Annotated in this window: 9 protein-coding genes (1 of these 9 cut by a window edge); 2 read left to right on the top strand and 7 right to left on the bottom strand. The window is 64.6% G+C overall.

Translation table 11 applies throughout. The features are described 5' to 3' along the window. Positions 1-12 precede the first annotated feature (12 nt). The 6 genes from AB0L57_RS10010 to AB0L57_RS09985 are packed head-to-tail and all read right to left on the bottom strand — an operon-like array spanning position 13 to position 3,809. Entirely contained in the window at positions 13-993 is a 981-nt protein-coding gene (locus AB0L57_RS10010; RefSeq protein WP_364959645.1) for a PPE domain-containing protein, read from the bottom strand. A 14-nt stretch (positions 994-1,007) separates the two neighbouring features. Next, positions 1,008-1,304 carry a PE family protein gene (locus AB0L57_RS10005; RefSeq protein ID WP_364959643.1) on the bottom strand — a complete coding sequence of 99 codons (297 nt, stop codon included), beginning with the start codon at positions 1,302-1,304 and terminating at the stop codon, positions 1,008-1,010. Between the two features lie 11 nt (positions 1,305-1,315). Continuing rightward, positions 1,316-2,650 carry a hypothetical protein gene (locus AB0L57_RS10000; protein WP_364959641.1) on the bottom strand — a complete coding sequence of 445 codons (1,335 nt, stop codon included), beginning with the start codon at positions 2,648-2,650 and terminating at the stop codon, positions 1,316-1,318. Further along, positions 2,647-3,051, bottom strand: coding sequence for a type VII secretion target (locus AB0L57_RS09995; RefSeq protein WP_364959639.1), 405 nt, complete (start codon positions 3,049-3,051; stop codon positions 2,647-2,649). Before AB0L57_RS09995 ends, AB0L57_RS10000 begins: the two co-directional genes overlap by 4 nt. A 36-nt stretch (positions 3,052-3,087) precedes the next feature. Next, positions 3,088-3,429 carry a YbaB/EbfC family nucleoid-associated protein gene (locus AB0L57_RS09990; protein WP_364959637.1) on the bottom strand — a complete coding sequence of 114 codons (342 nt, stop codon included), beginning with the start codon at positions 3,427-3,429 and terminating at the stop codon, positions 3,088-3,090. Then, the gene (locus tag AB0L57_RS09985) at positions 3,426-3,809 is read right to left on the bottom strand and encodes a hypothetical protein (protein WP_364959635.1); all 384 of its coding nucleotides are present in this window, start codon (positions 3,807-3,809) and stop codon (positions 3,426-3,428) included. The genes AB0L57_RS09990 and AB0L57_RS09985 overlap by 4 nt, the downstream gene beginning before the upstream one ends. A gap of 211 nt (positions 3,810-4,020) precedes the next feature. On the opposite strand from AB0L57_RS09985, the gene AB0L57_RS09980 reads away from it, so the two are divergent. Both AB0L57_RS09980 and AB0L57_RS09975 read left to right on the top strand, forming a co-directional pair. Beyond that, complete coding sequence (locus AB0L57_RS09980; protein ID WP_364959633.1) at positions 4,021-6,156, top strand: hypothetical protein; 2,136 nt, start codon at positions 4,021-4,023, stop codon at positions 6,154-6,156. Beyond that, positions 6,153-6,932, top strand: a complete 780-nt coding sequence (locus AB0L57_RS09975) for an ESX secretion-associated protein EspG (RefSeq protein WP_364959631.1) — start codon at positions 6,153-6,155, stop codon at positions 6,930-6,932. Before AB0L57_RS09980 ends, AB0L57_RS09975 begins: the two co-directional genes overlap by 4 nt. 30 nt (positions 6,933-6,962) lie before the next feature. Here the strand turns inward: AB0L57_RS09975 and AB0L57_RS09970 are convergent, their stop codons facing one another. Next, on the bottom strand, positions 6,963-20,896 hold the 3' portion of the coding sequence (locus AB0L57_RS09970; protein WP_364959628.1) for a helix-turn-helix domain-containing protein. It continues 115,090 nt past the right edge of the window; the window shows 13,934 of its 129,024 coding nt (coding positions 115,091-129,024); the start codon falls outside the window, past its right edge; its stop codon occupies positions 6,963-6,965.

Below are 20,896 nucleotides of genomic sequence, written 5' to 3'. Positions count from 1 at the left end.
GTCCGGTCGATGTCATGACTGCGCCCTGCCCGGGGCGGGCGCCGTCTGCTCGGCAACGCCACCGAGCACCGGCGGCGCGGCCTCGACACCGGCCTCGATGTGCAGGGCATCGCCGGGGCGCGGTGTGGCGGCGGCTCCGGCCCGAAGGCTTCGTTCCTCCTCGCCCATCCCGCTCATCCCCGCGGCGCCCGGGCTCATTCCACCGGGCACCATCCGGCCGGTGGCATCTTCCACGTGCATCGGAACCGGCTGTGCCGCAGTGGATTCCACGACCTCCACCGACTGGGCGACGGTCTGGGCCCGATAGGCGGTCTGGGCGAGCGGCATCGCAGGCAGCCCCGGGAGGGCGGGCATGAAGCCACCGCTGGGCATCGCGGGTGTTGCCGTGGTTTTCGTGGCAGCCGCATTCCGCTCGGTGTCCAGTGCCGCGCTCGTCGCGATCACCGGTGGATGCGCCTGCACCCAGGGTGTCGCCAGCGGCGCGGTGGCGGACTCGTAGCCCTGCATCACCCGGGCGGCATCGGCCTTCGCCAGATCCTGTTCGCCCTCGACCTGTGCCGCGGCGGCTACCAGCGGTGCGCCGAGCGCGGCGCCGGCGTGCTCGATGCTCTGTTTGGCCGCTTCCAGTGCCGCGATCTCGGCGACATGAGGCATCGCGAGCCTGGCCACCTCATAGGCGGCGGCCTGGCCCCCCGCGCTGGTGGCATTGCGGCCCGCGGACGCGGCCGCGTCGACGAGCCACTCCCGTAGTTTGCCGATCCGTTCGAGGACGAGATCGCTGCCGTCCGAACGCCACAACTCGCGCAGCTCCGCCACGATCTGGTCGTATTCGACGACCGCGGCACCGAAGCTCGCGGCCAGCTGGGTCCATGCCGTACCGGCCTCGGCCATCGGCGCCGCACCCCGGCCCGTGGTCAGATCGCGCGCCAGTTGCTCGGTGGGTCTGGCGGGCCAGACCACACCGGTGAATCCGATTACCGGTGGCTCGACCATCTTTGTCCCCGTTGCTATTTCACCGCCCGGAAGCCGGTCGCGTTGTCGTCGTCCATCCGATCCATCACATCGGTCTGGGAACGCAGCGTGGCGGCCAGCTTGCGGACCTCGTGGATGCCCGCCGTGGTGGCTTCGTCATAGGACGAGGCAACCGTGCGCAGCGACTGCGCGGCCCGGACCGACACCTCGTCGGTCCCCGCCGGTTCGACGGCGAGCGCGGGTAGCCGCTGCCGCAGATCGGCCTCCAGTCGCGCCGCGAGCGCGTCCAGTGCCGTCGCGGACTTGCGGGCCTGCGTCGATTCGAATTCCATGATGTCTCCCGTCAGAGGGTGAGTGCCTTGTCCGGCGGATCGGAATCCATTGGCCCCGAGGCCTGTTCGGGCGCACCGACCACGGGCATCGATACGCCGTCGACGGGACCCACGACCTCGTCACCGTGCTGTCCGGTGACCAGCAGACCGCGCAGACCCTCGGTTGTCTGCTGCTCCTGCGCACGCGCACCCGCCGCATTCGCGGCGCCGCCCAGCGGCATGGCGCCCGGCGAAGTGCCGGCCGCACCGCGCAGCGACGAAGCCTGAACGGTCGAGGCCGACTCCGCGGCGGGCATACTCGCGCCCGCGGGGCCGAAGGATGTCGCGCCGCGCATTCCGGCCCACGGAGTCAACTGGCGCGCTTGGCTTCCCACGGCCGAACCACCCGCACCGATACCCGCCGCACCGCCGCCGAGCGCACCACCGGGGGTGCGCAACTCGGCCTCGTGGCGTGCGCGCAGGGCTTCGGCATCCTGCTCGACCGTCGCCTTCGCCGGATACAGCGCGGTCTGCGCCGCCTGCAGTGCCTGGCCCCCCGCGTTCGCCATCTGGGTCAGCGGCCCCACCAGTTGCATCATCTGCTGGACCGCCTGAGTCGGATCGACGTTCTTGGGCGCTCCGGTGACCGGGACCTTCTTTCCGGTCTTGGTCATGGCCGCACTGTGCACGGTGAGTTCGGCACGTGTCTTGGCGACGCAGGCGGTGGCCTGGGCGAGTGTGTCGGCCGTCAGCGCGACCACGAACGCCTGGCCCGGCGGGGTGGGAAGGAACGGGGTCGCCGCCACCAGCGAGGTCATGTATCTCGCGATGATCCCGGACATCACGGTGGCGCCCTGGAAGACACTGCCCGCCGCGGCGGTGACACCGACCGATGTCTCCGCACTCTGCTCGGAGACCGCCGCTCCGTCCGTGGCGGCCTGGCCCGCCTTCTCACCCGCCGAGGTGGCGCCCTGTCCTTGCCACAACATCTGCGCGATCTGCATGGCGGAGGTACCCAGTGAGACCGCCGTCTGCACAACCGACGACACCTGCGACAGCGCCTGCACCGGATCGATCGCGGGCGCCGCTGCCGGGTTCACCGTCGGCTCGTTCTGCCCGACGGTTCCCACGGCAGGGATGCGCCCGGTGCCGAACGTGCCCGCCAAGTCGGTGAGCGGTTTCGTCAGCACGGACAGGTCGAGGACGGGCAGTGGCGGAAACTCCGGCATCGGCGGCAGACCGGGGATCTGGGGCAGCGCCGGCAAGCCCATGTCCTTCAGCACATCGTTCACCGGCCGATCGACGGCCGACCCGATGGCACTGTGGCGCAGCAGCTCCACGACCGATCTATCGAGCGGCGCGTTCATATCGATCTGCTGATCTTCCCGAAATCCGAGGCCGAGGCGGCTTCGGTGCCGTCGTACAACGCGGCACTCTCGTATGCGCTGACTGCCGTCATCCCGTGCACATGCGCCAGTTCGGCCACCGAGGTCAGGTTGTTGGCCTGGGCAACGGCGAAGGTAGCCAGAAAATCCTGGCCGATCAGTCCGAAGACCGGGATCGCGGCAGCCATGGTGGCGACCTGACTCGTCGCGCCAGCGACAGCGACCTCGGTCGCCATCGAAGCCGAAGCGTCCCCATACCGGCGGATGGCATCGGACGTGACCACTACTTCATTCATCGCAAACCTTAGCTGCCGGAAGTTGATTGCGCCGCCCCCCTGAAGGTAGCGGATTGCCGCAGCCTGAACACGGCGGAAACTGCCCACCAATGGTGAGTCACCACTGGTCGGATCTCCGTTGCGCTACGGCCCCGTACCCCTTTCGATTCTCTCGGCCCCCATGGGCTGATCCACCGTCTCGCCGTTGAAGGCGGTCACCAGATCGGCACGCTCGGCGAAGGCCCGTTGCGCGGCACGGCTCGCGGTGTCGACCAGGATCCGCTCGAACTCGGCCGGCGAAAGTTTCGCTGTCCCCGAGGACAATTCCAGCTCCTGCAGCGCACCGTTGCCATCGACCACCGCGGTCACCACGCCATCGGGGGAGGTCTCCCGAACCCGGACAGCTTTCATCTCGTCCGCGAGGTCGCGCAGCCGATTCAGGCTGCGATGCGCCCGCGCCTCGATGTCGTCCATCGCGCTGCTCATACCGATCGCAGCCAGCTCTGCGGTTCGACCTCGTATTCCTCTTCTTCAACGAGTTCCTGGCGGGCAACATCTTCCGGCTTGGGCAGGCCGGTCAATGCAAGGACATCGCCGGTCAGCCCCGCCTGCCGCAGCTGCTCCCGGCGTGCCAGCCCGGCCCGATTCGCCGACTGTCGGCAGAGCCTGACTATCTCGGCCGCCAACTCCCCCGGTGGACGGCGTAACTCATCGCGCTCTACTTTGACACCGACCGGCAATCCCTGCTCGGTGGTCTCGACCGAGATCGAGCCACTCTTCGATGCGGCTGTCCACATAGCGCCCCTCATCAACTCGCGCCGACCCACGGGGACCGGCATGGCAGCGGTCGTGATGTCACCGATCACCGTTACACCCCACGGCAATTCGCCGCAGGAGCGTACGGCCACCGGACTGTCGCGCGCCAGTTCACGTGTTGCCACCGATGAGAAGGAGGTCCATCTTGTGCAGCACACGCGCGTGCCAGACTGGTCGAGATTGTCGGTGATAGTCAGGAGCGCGACCTATGGGTGACACCGGGGCCTTGCCACAGACGAGTGCACATACCGGGGGGCACCGATGATGGACGGCGGCGGTGAACCGACCAAGAATGTCGGCCCGGTCACAACTCCCGGCAAGAAGGACAAGGATCCCTGGAAAGACGTTGCCAAGAAGACGGCGGCGGGCCAGGTCCGGTTCGATCCCGCGGCCGCCCAGCTGGCAGCCCAGGAATGCGCCGACGCGATCGCCGGCATCCTCGCCGTCCAGAAGAAGATCCCCGACGCCAAACTCGAGAAGCAACTGAGCAATCTCACCTCCGGCGGTCTGCTCACGGACCAATTCAATCGCACGCTCCGAGGACTGGACGATGTGCTGGAGACCCACAAGAACGTGTTGAATGAAATGCTCAACACTTTCAAGGCCGCTGGCACCAAATACATCGACACCGACCTGGATTCCGCGAGCGGCTTCGATAAGAAGACCAAGGATCGCATGAAAGCCGATCTGTCTGCGATAAAGGCACCGACCAAGGCCGGAAAATTTCACCACAAGGCGCCGAAGGGCGGCAAAGAATCCAAGGATTCCGACACCGAATATCAGAGCGACGATGCCGAGATGACCACGGGGCTCGGTAGAAATCTGATCGATGACGCATTGACAGCGAAACAAAAAGATCTGGTCAGCGATATCAAACCGAGCGATCTGGTCAAGCCCGCAGCTCTGCCGAAAGGGATGGCAGACAGTCTGGGCCACAATCAATCACAGCCGGAGGCTTTGAAGCAGTGGCGACTGGAATTCGACTCCAGGCCCGACGGGGACAAGCACGCCAAGGGCGGAGACCCCAAGCCCGAGAACCCCGCCAGCCAGTTATGGCGTGACCTCTACGATCTCGGCCAGTCGACGAAAGATGCGATCACACCGGTGAGTGACGCCGCCAGAATGTGGAACTGGATGGCTCTCGAACTGGGCGACACCGTGGGAGCTCTCTCCAAGAAACTGACGAATATGCCCGAATCCTTGTGGAAAGGCGACGGCGCCGATTCGGCGATCGGCGCGGTCAAGAAATATCACAAGAAAGCCGACGGGCTGACCCAACGGATGAAAGCCGTCGGTTCCAACCTCAACTACACCTCCGATTGGCTGGCGGATACCCATAAAGGAATGCCAACCAGCAAGGAGCCGATGAAGCCGCTACAGCTGAGCCCTGGTGCCGACAGCGGCGAAATGCCCGGCGGCGGTGCTTCATACGATCAGGCATCATACAATTCCGTCGTCAAGGCCCAGAACGAACGAGCGCTCGCCATATATCGCCAGAACATGGAAAACAACTATGTTCAGGGCGTTCAGACATCGTCGATGTTCGTCCCGGCATTGGACGAACTGCCGACGACGGATACCAAGAAGCCCGGCGCCGGCGACAAGGGTGGCGGAGGCAAACAGTCGGACGGCCCCGGCACGACCCCGGGCGGAGCCACACCGGGTGTCGGTGCTGGTTCCGGCGTCGGTGCCGGTGCCGGCGTCGGTACCGGTGCCGGTGCCACCCCAACCAGCGGCTACACCCCGACGAGCATCTCCCCGACTCCCCAGAGTGTCGCCGACTCCTACGTCCCCTCGTCCGTGGGCGACTCGACCGACCCGTACACCCCCACCAAACCCGCCGCGGTGGATCCCACCGACGCGATTCAATCCGCCACCACCCCTTCGGGTTTGGACGGCCTGGGCCAGGCGGCCAACCTTGCGCAGCAGGGTATGGGAGGTGCCGAGAGCGCGATGCAGGCCGCGGCCCAGGCCGCGCAGAATGCCGCACAGCAAGCCGCCGGTGCCGGACTGAACGCCGCCAGGGCCAACATGCCCTCGGTGCCCGGCGGTCTGGGTGCGAGCAGTGGTGGCGGGGCCGGTGCCAGCAAGATCGGCGGCGGCGCGGGCCTCAGTAGTGGTGCGGCCGCCGCATTGCAGAAGGAAGCCGATGCGGCACGGCTGTTCCCGCGCGCGGGAACAGCCGGACCGGCCTCCTCGCTCGGCCGCCTGAGCGGGATGCCCGCCGCCGGTGTCACGCCCGGAGCCGGAACGCCGGGATCCCCGGGCGCCGCGGGCGGCCAAGGCCAGCAACAGGGCAAGGAACACAAGCGGCCCAAATACCTCGAATCCACCAAACATCTGGAAGAGGCACTGGGTGACGCACCGACCGTTGGCAAGGCCGTCGTGGAGAAATGACCCGGACCTGGAAATTCACCGACCTGGAATTCGTCGTCGCCTGGGAGAACGCGCAAGCCGATGTGCTGCCGGCACCGTTCATATTCACCAGCGACACGCCACTGTACGAGGACTTCCAGCGCGAAAAGCGGGAAGTCCGAGCACAACTGGGACCTCGGCTGGACGAGGTCGAGAACATACTGGATGTGGCCGCGCGGCCGGATATCCGGATCGAACTGCACGGCTGGGGCAGTGACTTCGACGATGCCGCCGGTCAGATCCGGCTACTCGCGGTGCGCCGCGAGGGCTACGGGTATCTGCTGAAGCAGCTTCCGGGCGAGACCGCCTGGCACAGCGGCGGTTACACCATCACCGAATGCGGTGCGCTGGAGCTGGCCGGCTTGCTCATCGCCGAACTGCCCGAAGCGGCCGCGGGCAAACTCTCCGATATCGTACTGGCCCAACGCAATCGGAATCCCGATCTGGACTACTCCTACGGTCAGTCACTGGTGACCGACACCTTCGACGACACCGTGGAACGGCGCGCCGACCAATTCTTCCGCGCCCCCGTCACCGGCGAGGGGATCATCGACATCGTCCAGGGGCTGTCCCGCTTCGGCCCCCGCGGCCTGGCGCAGAGCCGCCTGTGCTGGCGCGACCTCGCCGACGACGGCCGCTACGCGATCACCGACGGGCACCCGCAGATCGCGTTGGGAGCCGACAGCAAACGCCTTGTGACTCTCCTGAATTCCGGTATCGCGGAAGTGATCAAGGCCATCAAGGACGAGCGGCGCTAGACCGCCCGCGACTCGTCACCACTCAATGGCTCATGGGACGGTGACGCCCTTCCAGTGGATCCCCTCGAAGAACTTGGCCGCGTCCCACCCGTCCGGTAACGCGTCCGCGATCTCGGCCGGGGTCGGATAGCGTCCGTCCGGCGGGTACTCGAGCTCACCGAGCAACTGGCGCAGTCGCGTTCCGACCGCTGCGTGCGGGGTCACCGCGAGGTCCGCACGAATGCGCAGGCTCAGTGCCCGCATGCAGTCGGCCAGCTGAGCTGGATCTGCAGTGAGATCCCAGTCCAGACCCTCACGGATCGCGGCTCGAGCACCGCGCCGACCATGGACCTCCACGTAGATCCGCTCCACCCCTTCTCGGCGGAGGTAATCCCGAAACGCCGGAGTGACCGTGTCGCCGCAGCGGGTGTCCTTGTGCCACGGTTCTATCCAGAAGGTGTCGATTCGAGCCGTGCGTCGGCCGTTCTCGTCCCACTCGATGCTGAAGTCCGCGTCACCGACCTCGGCCGGGTTGTCCGGCCAGGTGGCGAATACACCGCGGAACCGCACTCCGGATGCGAATCCACGGGGAGCATTGCGCAAGAATTCGACTCGATTCAGGACGAGTCCGAAGTTGGGTCCGAACTGCAGCTGCATTCCCGAAAGCTCCTGGAGGAGCTCATCCTCTGGGACGTGTTTGTCCCTCAGAAGTTCCGAAATCGTCGGAACCGCGGACAGATCCGCCTGTACCGGCCGGCCGGTGTATCGGAACGGCCGGGGGGCGCCGTCGGTGTCGGGGGCGATGTCGAGCAGCGGCGGGCGGGGGTTGGCGGGGTTGGCCTCATGCAGCATGAGCTCGCGAACCGTCTTGTATTCCAGCGGTCTGGAGCCACGCGACGGCCACAGCTTGCGCGCCTCGGCATAGGCCCACAGCGTGCGGTAGTCGGAATAGAAGCGGTCGACCAGCACATCCCTCTGCCGGGGGTCGATGCGGATCTTCTGCACGAAGGTGTCGGCGTCGCTGTAGAGCGAGTCGAGGCAAGCGATCGCGCGCAGTCGGCGGAACTCGTCCACCCCCGCTGCACCGAATTCATCACTGATCTCCTGCTCGACCATCGCCGTCACCTCCTCGAGATCCGCAGGCGCCCAGGGTGTCCAGAAGATGGTCGTGAGGTCCCACAGGATGTGCCGGACGCCGGTGAGGTTCCAGTTGTCCAGTGCCACCGAGCCATCGGGCCGGACCCACAGATTGCGGAAGGTCGCGTTGCCGTGGCTGAGCCCAGCTGCCCAGGCGGTGTCACCCGGCACCCATATCTCGTTCGGCATCGGTAGCCGCAGAGCGTCCAGGAATCGAGCGCGCTTTTCGTACTTGATCCGCTGCATGCTCCGGTGCAGCTGTTCCCATTCGACGACGGTGCGCACCGCGAGGTCGGCGGGAAGCCGGACGGCCCGCAACAGCCGCAGCTGCTCCAACAGGCCACGGAGGGTATCCCGCCAGTCGGCGTCCCCGACCATCGGAATGCGCCCGCCCATTCCCATACCCCGGATCGAGCTGGAACCACGATGCGCGCCACCGGCACCCCATGCGGCAACTGTCTTCGGTACATCCACACCGACATCGCGAGCCAGGTCTTCCGCCCTGCTCTCGGGCAGGACGATGATGTGGAAGGCACGGTCGCCATCGCGGAGCTGAGGGTGGGTGGGGTTGGCTGCCAGGTCCTTATCGCCCGGCTCCGCCGCTATGTATCGCACCTTCCACATCATTCCGTCATGGTCGGTGACGCACCAGACATGTGTGTAATAGCCTCTGGCGTGTGGCGGCTCCATCGCGGTCGTGACCGCCAACTGGGCAACCTTCGCCGGACCGATGCCGCCGTCGCCGGTCGCCTCTGCGACATCGGAGAAGAATTCCTCGCCGGGCGGCCGACGTGTGGCCGTGCGATTTTCGATCGGAGTCGGCGGCACCGCGTGATCGGTGAGGTCCTTGTTCGCCCACCACCGCGCGGCGCGCAGAACACCTGCCCCCGTCCGGCGGATGAGCGCCTGCGGACTTTCGTCGAGTGGCCAGTCCTGCCACGATGTGTCGGCGGGTGCCTGCGACCGGTACGCCGCCTGGAGGGAGGCCATCGATTCGGTGAACGTGGCCGATCGTCCTTCCCGGCCGTCCCAGTCGAATCCGTTGTGCGCCGCCTGCATACTCTCGTCGCCGGAAACCTCGATCACCAGTGTGTCGGCGCCCAGCCGGCGAGCCAGGTCCTCGGCGACTCCGAGCAGATGCGGACCGCCGTACTCGCCGGCGAGCCGGTCGATGTCGGCACGGGACTCCAGGCGCGCAATCACCGTGCCGGCCCGGGCGGGTCGACCGTCCAGGTGCGGTTCGTGCCCGCTGTCGTCGCGGCGGAGTTCGAAAAGAACTGATACCTCACCGTATTCGCGAGACCCGTCCATCAGCACCGTGCGCATCCGGATGCGGCTCACGATATCTGTCTGCGCGCTGTCGGGCGCCTCGAACCGCGCGCCCACCGGCTCCAGTCTGGCAGGCCCACCGCTGGATCTCATGCCGGCCACGACATTCGCCAGGGCCGCATTCGCAGCGGTCTGCCCGGTACCGGTCAGCAACGGTTCACGTATCGACTGCTGTGGCAATTCGGCCGGCGTCGGCACCTGACCACCGGCCACCGGCTCGGTGGGCAGCTGCTGTTGATCGCGCCGGCGCACGATCCGCCGGGCCCACCGAGCAAGGTGAGCACGCACCTCCGCCAATTCCGGCCCGGTTCGGCCCGCCGCCTCGAATACGCGTCCGAGATTGCGGTGCAAGCCTTCCGCCGCATCATCGAGAACCCGCGAATCTCCGTCGAGGAATGCCGGATCGCGGGCAATGAGCAGCGGCAATCGGAAGCTGTCACCCGCGGCGGACTTCCATGCCTCGACTTTCAGATACTCGTCGAAGTCGTTGGCAGCCTGCTCGCCGTAATGCGCCAGCAACCGCGTCCGGCACCAGTGCTCCACATCAGCGCGGACAGTGGGTGTGGGCCACGGGTTGCGCATGGCGAACGCGACATAGTCCCATACCGGCGAACCCGGGTGGGCCAATTCCAGATCGAGCAGCGCGACCTGATCGCGGTCGTTCACCCGGAACATCATGTTGTTGAACGTCGGATCACCGTGCACGACACCGAGCTGCACATCGTCCGGTGCCGATGGCCGCACGGCGAAGATTTCGTGCAGGCCCGGCATACCGAGCTCGCCGTGGAGCCGGTCCTCCGAGTCGTACTCCAGTGGGATCCGCGCCACCTCACGTACCAGCCGCTGCTCCCATTCGACGCGGGTGAGCGGCAGGGCTTCATCGTGCTCGAGGCAATCCCATGCGTCCGAGTGCAGCGCATGAACCCGATCGAGTTCGGCGAACAGCGCCTCGGCCGTCGGCTGCCAATCCTCGCCCGGTACGGGATGAGAGCCGTCCAGGTACTCGTGGATCAGGAAACTCTGCGGATAGGCGGACCGGGCACCGATGTGGTGCAGCTTCGGCACCCGCACGCCTGCTCGCCGGAACAACTCCGCCGCCAGCGGTTCCCCGAAGACCAGGCCGATCCGCGGATCGAAATTGGGATTCGGTGTATCGGTCGGCACGCGGATGACCACCTTGCGCCCGTTCGGCATCTCGACGATCCAGACGCCGTGGTGGTTGCCGACGATACGGGCCCGGTAACGGACCAGCTCGGCGAACAATTCGATCTGTGGTTCCGTCAGCGCGGGGTCGTCGGTATCCGGCCATGCCGTTCGGGGCCTGCGGCGGACTCCCATCGCCGACGACGGCAGCGCGACACCGGACTGCGCGTCGTCGGCGTCCGCGGGTACACCGTCCAGCACACCCCACCATCGGCAGTCATCCGGCCAACCGTCCAGCGACCGACCGAAATAGTGGGCCATCTCGGCGAAGGTGGGCCGGGCCTCGACCGGTCGGTCGAATCGGTCCAACATCGGATCGACGACAGTACGGTGATCCAGTCTGTTGACCAATTGCGCAGTGCTGTCCCGCGACTCGGCCAGACGGTCCGGATCAGGATCCAGCCGAAGACCGTGGCGCGCCGCGACCCGGAAGCCGGTCCGGCCATGGATCGGCAGCACGATCCGTCCACCGGCGCCGACCGCACGACGCAGCCTCGGCACGAAGTCCGCTGTGAAGCCGCCATTCTGGAACAACTCCTGGATGACGAGATGGTCGAAGGTGACCGTTACGAGTCCATCCCCATCGTGATGGACATGCAAGCGCAGGTCGCCCGGTTCCTCGACATTCGATCCATCGACCCCGACGATCGTCGCCGATACGGTCAAGCAGCGGCTGCCCGCACGCTGGGCGTACCTCGCGGCGGTCGGCACGAGGGTGTATCCGCGCCGGCCGTACTCCTGATTCAGCAGGCCGGTCACCACGGCGAGCAACTCGCTGTCTCCCGGTAGGACGGCAGGGGGCAGCACCGACTCCGGGCTCACCTCGCCGGTCTGCGGGGAATCCGGTGTGCCGACAGGCTCATTCGGCAGTGACGGCTCTCCCCACTCCCGCCGCATCGTGTTCGCCGCTTCCAGCATCAGGCTGCGGACCAGGTGCGGCGGCTGCGCCTCCCAGCCAGGACGCAGACGGCACAACCTCCGATAGTCGGAATAGAACCGTCCCACCAGCACGTCGGTCTTGCTCGGATCTTTCGCGATCTGCCCGACGAAGTATCCGGAGTCGCCGAACAGCGAGTCCAGGGATGCCATCGTCAGGAGCCGATTCAGCTCGACCACGCCACGCTCTCCGAAGCGGGCGCGAACCTCATTTCTGATCTTGTCCTCGACCAGCTCGGCTCGGTCCTCCGGCCACGGCGTCCAGAGCATGGTCACGTAATCCCACAGCGGATGGGTGATGCACGCGTTGTCCCAGTCGAGCAATGTCACCGTGCCATCCTCGGCGACCCGAATGTTGTCGAATGTCATGTCGGCGTGGCTGAGGCTGGGTGGCCACTCGCCATCGTCGGTATCGGCAGACCATGCCTGGTGCGGTGCCAGCCGGAAGAGCGAGTCCAGCCAGTCGGCGCGTGCGCGGTAATTGCGGCGCTGGAAATCCAGGAACAGGTGGAACTGCTCGGTCACCGATCGCACTTTCAGCTTCTCGGGCAGCTCCACCTGCGACAGTCGGCGCTTCAGCTCGAACATCCTGTCCAGCACGGCTTCCCAATCCGAATCCGTCGGAGCGGGGGTTCGGCCGTCTATATACCGTTGCACCCGGTAGGGGCCCCACTCGTACAACTCCTTCGGATATCCGACCTCTACTTCTGTGGTGAGCCGCTCTACGTCGAACGAATCGGACGATAGTCGCCGGAACCAACGGTCGACTCCGTCTTCCCGGCGTGGATTGGTGGTCAGATCCTTGGCCACGACGGTCGAAGACTGCAGCCGGGTGATGATCACCTGATTGCCCTGCTCGTCTCGGTCGATCCACCCCCACTTGCTGTTGCCCCACCACCTGGGAACCCGTAGTGAGGTGCGAAGCACCAGTTTGGCAACGGATTCCGGGGCCAGGATGCCACTTCCCTGGGCCTCGATGTCGACCGGTAGCTTCGGCAGCGCGGGGGGCGGCTCGCTCAGTCCTACGCCCCGCCGCAGTTCGAAAGCACTCCACACGGCGCCCCCCCTATCGGCGGCGAAGGCAACCTCGATGGATCCCCACCACCGATCGGGAGCCTGGGGTCCGCGGGCGGCGACCTCATCGAGATCGACGCCGCAGTCGAGCAGCTCCTTCGGGGAAGGTAGGTCGCCCGTACGTACTCGGCGGATCAACTCCACAATGCCGTCGGATATCTGCGCATCACCCTCTTCGAGGGCGCGCAACGCGCCATCGACCGCCACCAGCAGATCGTCGATATCTTCCTCGTCCCAGTCGAATCCGGCCCTGGCCGCTCCCGGTCCATCGGTGACCTGCAGCCGGAGTCGGTCGATACCCGCGGTACGAGCGAAGTCGAGTGCCAGATGATCGATCGGCGTTCCACCGGCAGCATCACCGCAGGTTGCCGTGATGACGCCGGTGTCACTACATGTGAGAAAGATATCCACGTCGTCGTATTCGCGAGTGCCGTCCATGACGACGGCCTTGACGAACACCTGTCGGACAGCGCCGCCGCTCGAATGCTCGATGCGCGCCTGAACAGGCTCCAGGCGTGGCGGCCCGTCCCAGCACTGGTTGAACACCAAGGCGCGCTGCACGTCCTCGGCCGAGTCTCGGGTGCCGGAATGCCTGGACGTATCGAACAGTCGTCGCGCCCATCGAGGCCGGGCCGTCGACGTGTCGGCCGCGGCACGCTCCTCGGTGGCCGGTGCCGCGCTCGGGGATGCACCCGGTGTATACGAATCCAGTTCGCGCTGTGTCCATTGGTTCAGTAATGCGCGCACGTCCGGCATCTCTTCCAGACCGGGGTCGGAAGCGCGCAGGCCGCGAGCATATTCGACCGCGGCCCTGCGTACCCGGACGACGTTGCGTTCGAAGTCCGGCAGAGCTTCCTCGACGGTCAGGATGCCCGCCGCGATCTTTTTCGGCAGCCGATAGGCGTCGCCGATGATCGACTTCCACGCCTCCAGCAGCACGTACCGGTCGAAGTCGCGTGCCGCATCGGGTCCGTACCGCTCGGTCAGCATTTCCTTGACCCGGTGTTCGACCGCGGTGCGCTCGTCGTCGGTCCATTCGTTGCCGAGATAGTACCGAGCCCAATCCCAAGCGATCGGCGCGAATTGTGCGGATTTGGCGTCGGTGAATCCGATCCGGCCGTCCGTTCCGCGTCGCATCTTGCGGCGGATCGGGTTGCCGTGTGTGAAGCCCATCGGGCTTTCCGGTACGCCGGTCGGCAGCGGACTCCACGTGGTGAACAACGGCACCCCGCCGGTCAGCATTTCCATTCGATGGTCGATGTCGTTCTGGTGCAGTTCACGGACCCGGCGCTGCTGCGTGGTATCCCAGATCCGCTGCGTCAGAGCAGGATCGACGGGTGCCAGCGAGTGCAGCCGGTGCAGCTCCGGGGCGACATCTTCGGTCGTACGTCGCCATCCCTCGCGGGGCAGAACATTCTGCCCCGGAACGAATTCGTGAATCGTCACCCGGTTCGGGTATCCCTCGACTCGAGTCATCGACTCGGAGTCGTACAGCAACCGCGGCCCGTGCACCCCTGCCGCGTGAAACTGATTCGAGGCATCCGCTGCCGACACCGCCAGCGCGTCCAGCTCGAAACTGAGCTGCTCGGCGTCGGGAAGATAAGCCCGGACCGTTACCGCCGGTCCGGCCGGGCCGGCCCCTTCGGACAGCGGGAGATGCCAGACACCGTTCTGATTCTCATACTCGTCCGGTGCGTTGAGTTCCACATTGCCCATCACCCCGCGTACCTCGTCGTGCGTGAGACGTCGACCGATACGCGCGGTGGCGGGCTCGGCGGGCACCGCCCGGAGTCGTTCGCTCACCCACATCGATTCGTCGGCGACCGGTGTGAAACCGGCCCGCAGCAGCTGATCACGATCGTTGAGCACATGCTCCGCCGTACCGTCGGCAACCTTGATCCGCAGCACATCCGCGCCGGTGCCTCGGATGAAATGGCGCAACAAATCGATGAACGAGCCCCGTTCCGTGCCACTACGAGCGGCCAGGTATTGCGGGACGAAGTCCCCGGCCGGACCAGGATCGACACTGGCGGTGACATTCCCCGCCAGATCCAGATCGAAACGCATATCCACTTCGCCGAGCTCGACCGGGCCGATCATCACAACAGCACGGACGTGCAGACGTGTCACCACGCCGGGTTCGGCATCTTCGAACTCAGCGAACGCCATATGGAGACGATGCGGGCGGCGATCCATGGTGAGTTCGCTGTTCAAACTCCTCAGCTGCCACTGGCTCCAGGCCGGATCTCGCAGCACAGCACGAATGGGAATTCTGATACTGGGTGCCAGGGACTCGTCCAGCTCGCGCCTGACATCGAAATTGTTCGCGTCCGTCGGCCACCCCTGCGCGCGCAGCCGCGCGAGATCATCGAGCAGCCGCTGGAAGACCGGATCGATCATGACGTCGCCGTATCGCAGCAATTCGAGGATCGACTTGAACGCGAGCCGCCGATCGGTGGCGCGGACGGTGCCGTCGGCGACAACTCCTGGCAACTGGAACGCCTGCTCGAGGGCAGCGTGTCGCGCCTCCAAGTAGACGTGAGGACTGAACAGCTTCAATACGTCGGGGCCATACAGTCGCCTGATGCGCCGAACGCACCACTTGTGCACTTGTTCTCGCACTCCGGGGGGCCATGGATTGCGGACGACAAATGCGGCGTACACCCACTCCGGCGGACCGGATTCGACGAATTCCCAGTTCGACCCGGCCAGCTCACCATCCGGCGTCCGAATCAAGTTGGCCAGGGTCAATGCGGCGTGCAGGCGGATGGGCTCGGTGTTCTCGGCCGCCGTGGGGAATCGCCTATATCCGTACGCCAGCTCGTCGAGTCGCAGCAACTCGATCACCGGTCCGAGACTTGCGATTCGCACGTCGGCGAAGCGCCGCGCTCGGCGAAGATGTGTGTCCCACTCGGTGCGCGTCGTCGTCGAAAACGGTGGCGGCGGCGCATGATCCGGGACGAGCTCGGCGAACAACGCGTCGGCCTCGTCGGCGAGGAAGGTCCTGGTCTCCCGATCGACGAAGTCGGCCACTGTCAATGGCTGCCCGGCGATGTATTCCTGGACGAGGATATCGTCTCCCGCGTACAACGTTCGGGGCATTCGCGCGCCTCCCCGAACTGCGCCTCCCAGGGCATCGGTGCGGTCGTGGATCGCCCCGTCGGCGGTCACTCCCGGGACCACCTTCAGTGTGGCACTGACGATCCCGGGTACATCGAGGTCGGCGGTACCCAGGAATTTCCGGACGATGACCGGGGCGGTGTGCCCCGGTCGTGGATCGCCCATCAACCACACCCCGTGCGGACCGTCCCGGTAATCCGGCGCGCCATACGTGGTGAGGGCCACGGCCTGTTCGCGGGTGAGGGCAGGGCCGGTGGATGCGTCCGGAACCGACTGTCCGACCGCGAAGTTGTCGCGCGAGCCACGCAACCGGACCTCACCGTCGACAACGAGAACACCGTCATCGACCGGCGGAACACCGTCGGCAACAGGACGACCCCGCTGGTCCAGGAAAAGAGCGAGGACGCCATCGGCGGACTGGTCCTGCGGCCCAGCGAAATTCGGATCGAGATGGCTGACAAACTCCCCTCTGCCCGGATCCCGCAGCTCGAACCACACCCGGTCTCCGTCGACACGGCGAATCAACCACCTGGCATGGCCCAGATCCCCTCGCCGGCCGGACAGGGCCGGCTCGAATACCACCACCGCAATCCCGTCACCCCGCCCACTCGCATCCAGACCTCGCCCCCACGCGTCCAACCGAGCCACCGCATCGGCCAACCCCGCGACGTGCTGCGCCCGGCCATCCAGCGCATGCTCGACATCACTGACCAGCACCCCGTCCATACCGGCCCGGCCCAGCAGCCGAATATCCGTGCGACCGAACCATAGAGCCACATCTTCGACCACCTTCGGACCACACTGATAGCCCTCGAGACCATCGGTCGTCACATCGACCGGGGCCTCGTCCTTCGCGGGGGGCGCAGATTCGAGCGCCGAACGCACGGCCTCATCCATGTCTGCGGCATTCCGCGATGCCGGGTCCACACCGCTGGCGACAGCACCGATGCGGGCGGTGAATCCCGGTTCGGCTACCGACGACGGCGGCTCGAGGTCGCTCACGGGGGAATCCGGGGCATCGGTACCGAGACCGCGCTGCCCGGTTCCATCCTCGAGATCGACCAGACCCGACCAGTCGACTGTGCGCAACAGATCCTTCGCGGCGGCGAGTTTCTCCTTCGCTTCACCCACCTCGAGTCCCAGATCCATCTCCGCCACCTCCTTCGGAAGTTTCTGGAGATACACCTTTTCGACCAACTGCTTGGTGACATCGTTGTCCGGCAGACCGGCCAACGCCTCGTGAACCCTCGCCGCGAACGCCGGATCGATGCTCTGCAAGGTAGGTACAACAGCGTCGTCGCCGTGCTCCACGTTCGCATGAGGATCCGCCATGACCGCGGAAGTGTCGGCACCCAGCGAGTCGTTGGACAGCGAAGCGTCCCTTCCCTGGGCGATCGCCGTCAGCGCGAACGCCACCTGCGACGGTTTCAGTTTCAGCGCGCCGGCGATGTCATCGATCAATCGCGCCCGCTCCGCGGTTGTCATCCCCGTCTCTTCTCCAGGGGTGAACAGGTTCAGGATCTGGCGCCTGCCGAGCTCGGCGTACACGCGGACGACCATTCTCCGCGTCAGGGTGTCCAGATTCGGGAGCCTGGACTCGAAAAACACCTTCAACTTCGCAAACCTCAACGATTTCTGGACATGCGGGACGAACGGCATACCCGGAACGTGGGTAAGGATCGCGGCCCGAATTACCCCTGCGAATCGCTGGGTCAGGTCATCGGCAGATTCGAAGCGCTCGTTCCGTGCGGCGGAATACGCGGCGGAACGTGCGAGCGGCAGGTGTCTCACCCATATCCGGTTCAGTGGCACCGACTCCGGACGCTCACCCGGGAAGGTGAAGAGTAGCTCCCAGAAATCCTCCTCCCCCTCCTCGGGAGGCTCGGCACGCAAGTCATTCGGCCGATACTGCGGGGCGATGAACAGTTCGACAATCGAGCGAACATAGCCGTGTGGCAACTTCAGGACAAAACACATCCGCCGCAGGAAATCGATGTTCACGCGGACGTCGCCCTTCTCTGCGGCTGGTACCGTCCCGTTACGCCCCATGCGTTTGTCGAGCTCCATCTGGGACAAGCGGTAGGACAGCCGGATCGCCCGGACCAAGTCTCCCGGTGCCCACGATTCGGCGGTGGCGGTATCGAGGTCAGGGAGCGAGTCGGAGAGCAAGTCCACGAGCTCGGGAGCCCAGCGCAGGGCCACCGCCCGCATCACATCATCCGGAATATCCAGGGCCACACCGAACGCCCGCAAATACTCGACGGACACGTGCTCGTCATCCTCGTGATGCGCAACAGTGTCATCGGTCACACCAACCGCAGCGGCAACTTCTTGTCGTTCCAATCCGCGACCATCGCGGGCAGCTCTCAACCACGCGCCCAAAGATTTGCGGCGGAATCTGTCCGGGTCGAAGGAAAACTCTCGGAGGCGCTGCGCATACGCAGGAGCCAAGACCAGCACCGCCGAGTACACTTCTTTCGAAATTCCCAGCACCACACCAAGATTCCATAAATACTCGACGGAAACATTATCGTCATGCTCGCTGGCAGAGATAGTATTCTGAGCAACGCCAGTCAGATCAGCAATTTCTTTTTGGGTCAATTCTTCTTTATAGACACGAACACCTCTCAGCCACGCACCGAGTGATTTACGTCCGGACTCACCCGGATCATAAACAAACTCCAGCAGATGCTGCGCGAGGTCCGGCGCGAAATGACGCACTGCCGCGTACACCTCATCCGAAATACCCAACACCGCACCGAACTTCCGCAAATACTCGACAGACACATGGAGGTCACGCTCGTTGCTCGAGACAGTGTCCTCCGATACACCGATCCGTTCGGCAAGCTTCGCTTGAGTCATATCTTTGTACTCACGAACACCGCGCAGCCATACACCCAGCGAGTTACGCCGCGGTTTGTGCGGTTCAACGATCAACTCCCTGAGATGCTCCGCAACCTCGGAATCCCAGAACAACGCTGCCGCGTACACCTCATCCGAAATACCCAACGCAGCGCCGAACACCCACAAATATTCGGCAGACACGCGGGGGGCACGCTCATTGCTCGAGACAGTATCTCGCGATACACCGACCCGTTCGGCAAGCTCCGCTTGAGTCATATCTTTGCACTCACGAAGGCCGCGCAGCCACGCACCCAGCGAAGTACGTCCGGACTCACCCGGATCATAAACAAACTCCAGCAGATGCTGCGCGACGTCCGGCACGAAATGACGCACTGCCGCGTACACCTCAGCCGAAATACCCAACACCGCACCGAACTTCCGCAAATACTCGACAGATAGGTAAACGTCACGCTCGTTGTGCCTGACAGTTTCCTCGAGTACAGCCATCCGTTCCGCGAGCGCCGATTTGGACAATCCTGCGCACTCGCGGGCACCGCGCAGCCACGCACCCAGCGAAGTACGTCCGGACTCACCCGGATCATAAACAAACTCCAGCAGATGCTGCGCGACGTCCGGCACGAAATGACGCACTGCCGCGTACACCTCATCCGAAATACCCAACACCGCACCGAACTTCCGCAAATACTCGACAGACACATGGAGGTCACGCTCATTGCGCGAGACAGTTTCCGTGGATATATCCATCTTTTCGGCAAGCTTCGCTTGAGTCAATTCTTTGTAGTCCCGCACACCGCTCAACCACACACCCAGCGATACACTTCCAGATTTCTGCGGATCGTATACATAATCTTGAAAGTGCTGTGCGAGCTCAGGAGCCCACAACAGTACCGCCGCACGCACCTCGTTCGGAATCCTCAACACCGAACCGAACTTCCGTAAATACTCGACAGATAAATTAATGCCATGTTCGTGGCTAGAGACAGCGTAGAGAGATATTTCCATCCGCTCGGCAAGCTCCGTCTGAGTCAATCCTTCGCGGTTGCGAGCAGCGCTCAGCCACGCACCCAAAGACGCACATCCGGACTCACGCGGAGCAATAACAAACTTCAGATGCCGAGCATGCTCAGGCGCCCAAAACAGTGTCGCTGCATGCACCTCATCCACAATCCCCAACGCCTCACCGAACGCCCGCAAATACCCAACAGACACATACACGTCACGCTCATTGTTCGAGACGACGGCGGGAGATACACCCAGCAGCCCGGCAAGATCCGACTGGGTCAATCCATTGTCGATGCGGGCAGCACTCAACCACGCACCCAACGACACACACCCGGACTCACCCGGGGCATAGACAAAGCCGCCGAAATACCGCGCAAGCTCCGGCTTGAAATGCAGAACCGCCGCACGCACTTCAACCATTATCCCCAACGCCTCACCGAACGCCCGCAAATACCCAACAGACACGTAAGCGCCACGCTCATGGACCTTAACGGTGGAAAGAGATACACGCATCAGCTCGGCGAGATCCGATTGCCTCAATTCTTTATGGTCACGGACAGCGCTCAACCACGATTCCAAAGACGCACATCCGGACTCACGCGGAGCAATAACAAACTTCAGATGCCGAGCACGCTCAGGCGCCCAAAACAGTGTCGCTGCATGCACCTCATCCACAATCCCCAACGCCTCACCGAACGCCCGCAAATACCCAACAGACACATACACGTCACGCTCATTGTTCGAGACGACGGCGGGAGATACACCCAGCAGCCCGGCAAGATCCGACTGGGTCAATCCATTGTCGATGCGGGCAGCACTCAACCACGCACCCAACGACACACACCCGGACTCACCCGGGGCATAGACAAAGCCGCCGAAATACCGCGCAAGCTCCGGCTTGAAACGCAGAACCGCCGCACGCACTTCAACCATTATCCCCAACGCCTCACCGAACGCCCGCAAATACCCAACAGACACATACACGTCACGCTCATTGTTCGAAACGACGTCGGGAGATACACCCAGCAGCTCGGCAAGATCCGATTCGGTCAATCCGCTGTCGTCGCGGACAACACTCAACCACACACCCAACGACACACACCCGCACTCACCCGGGTCATGGACGAAATCCCGAAGATATCGAGCGCGATCAGGAACCCAAAACAACACCGCCGCATACACCTCATCCACAATCCCCAACGCCTCACCGAACGCCCGCAAATACTCAACAGACACGTAGACATCACGCTCGTGGCGTGCGACAGTTTCCGGAGATACACCCATCAACTCGGCAAGGCCCGATCGGGTCACTCCTCCTT

The sequence above is a fragment of the Nocardia sp. NPDC052254 genome, assembly GCF_040679495.1.
Taxonomy (GTDB): Bacteria; Actinomycetota; Actinomycetes; order Mycobacteriales; family Mycobacteriaceae; genus Nocardia.
Note: the sequence above shows the minus strand (reverse complement) of the source record. Positions and strands in the feature narration are given on the sequence as shown.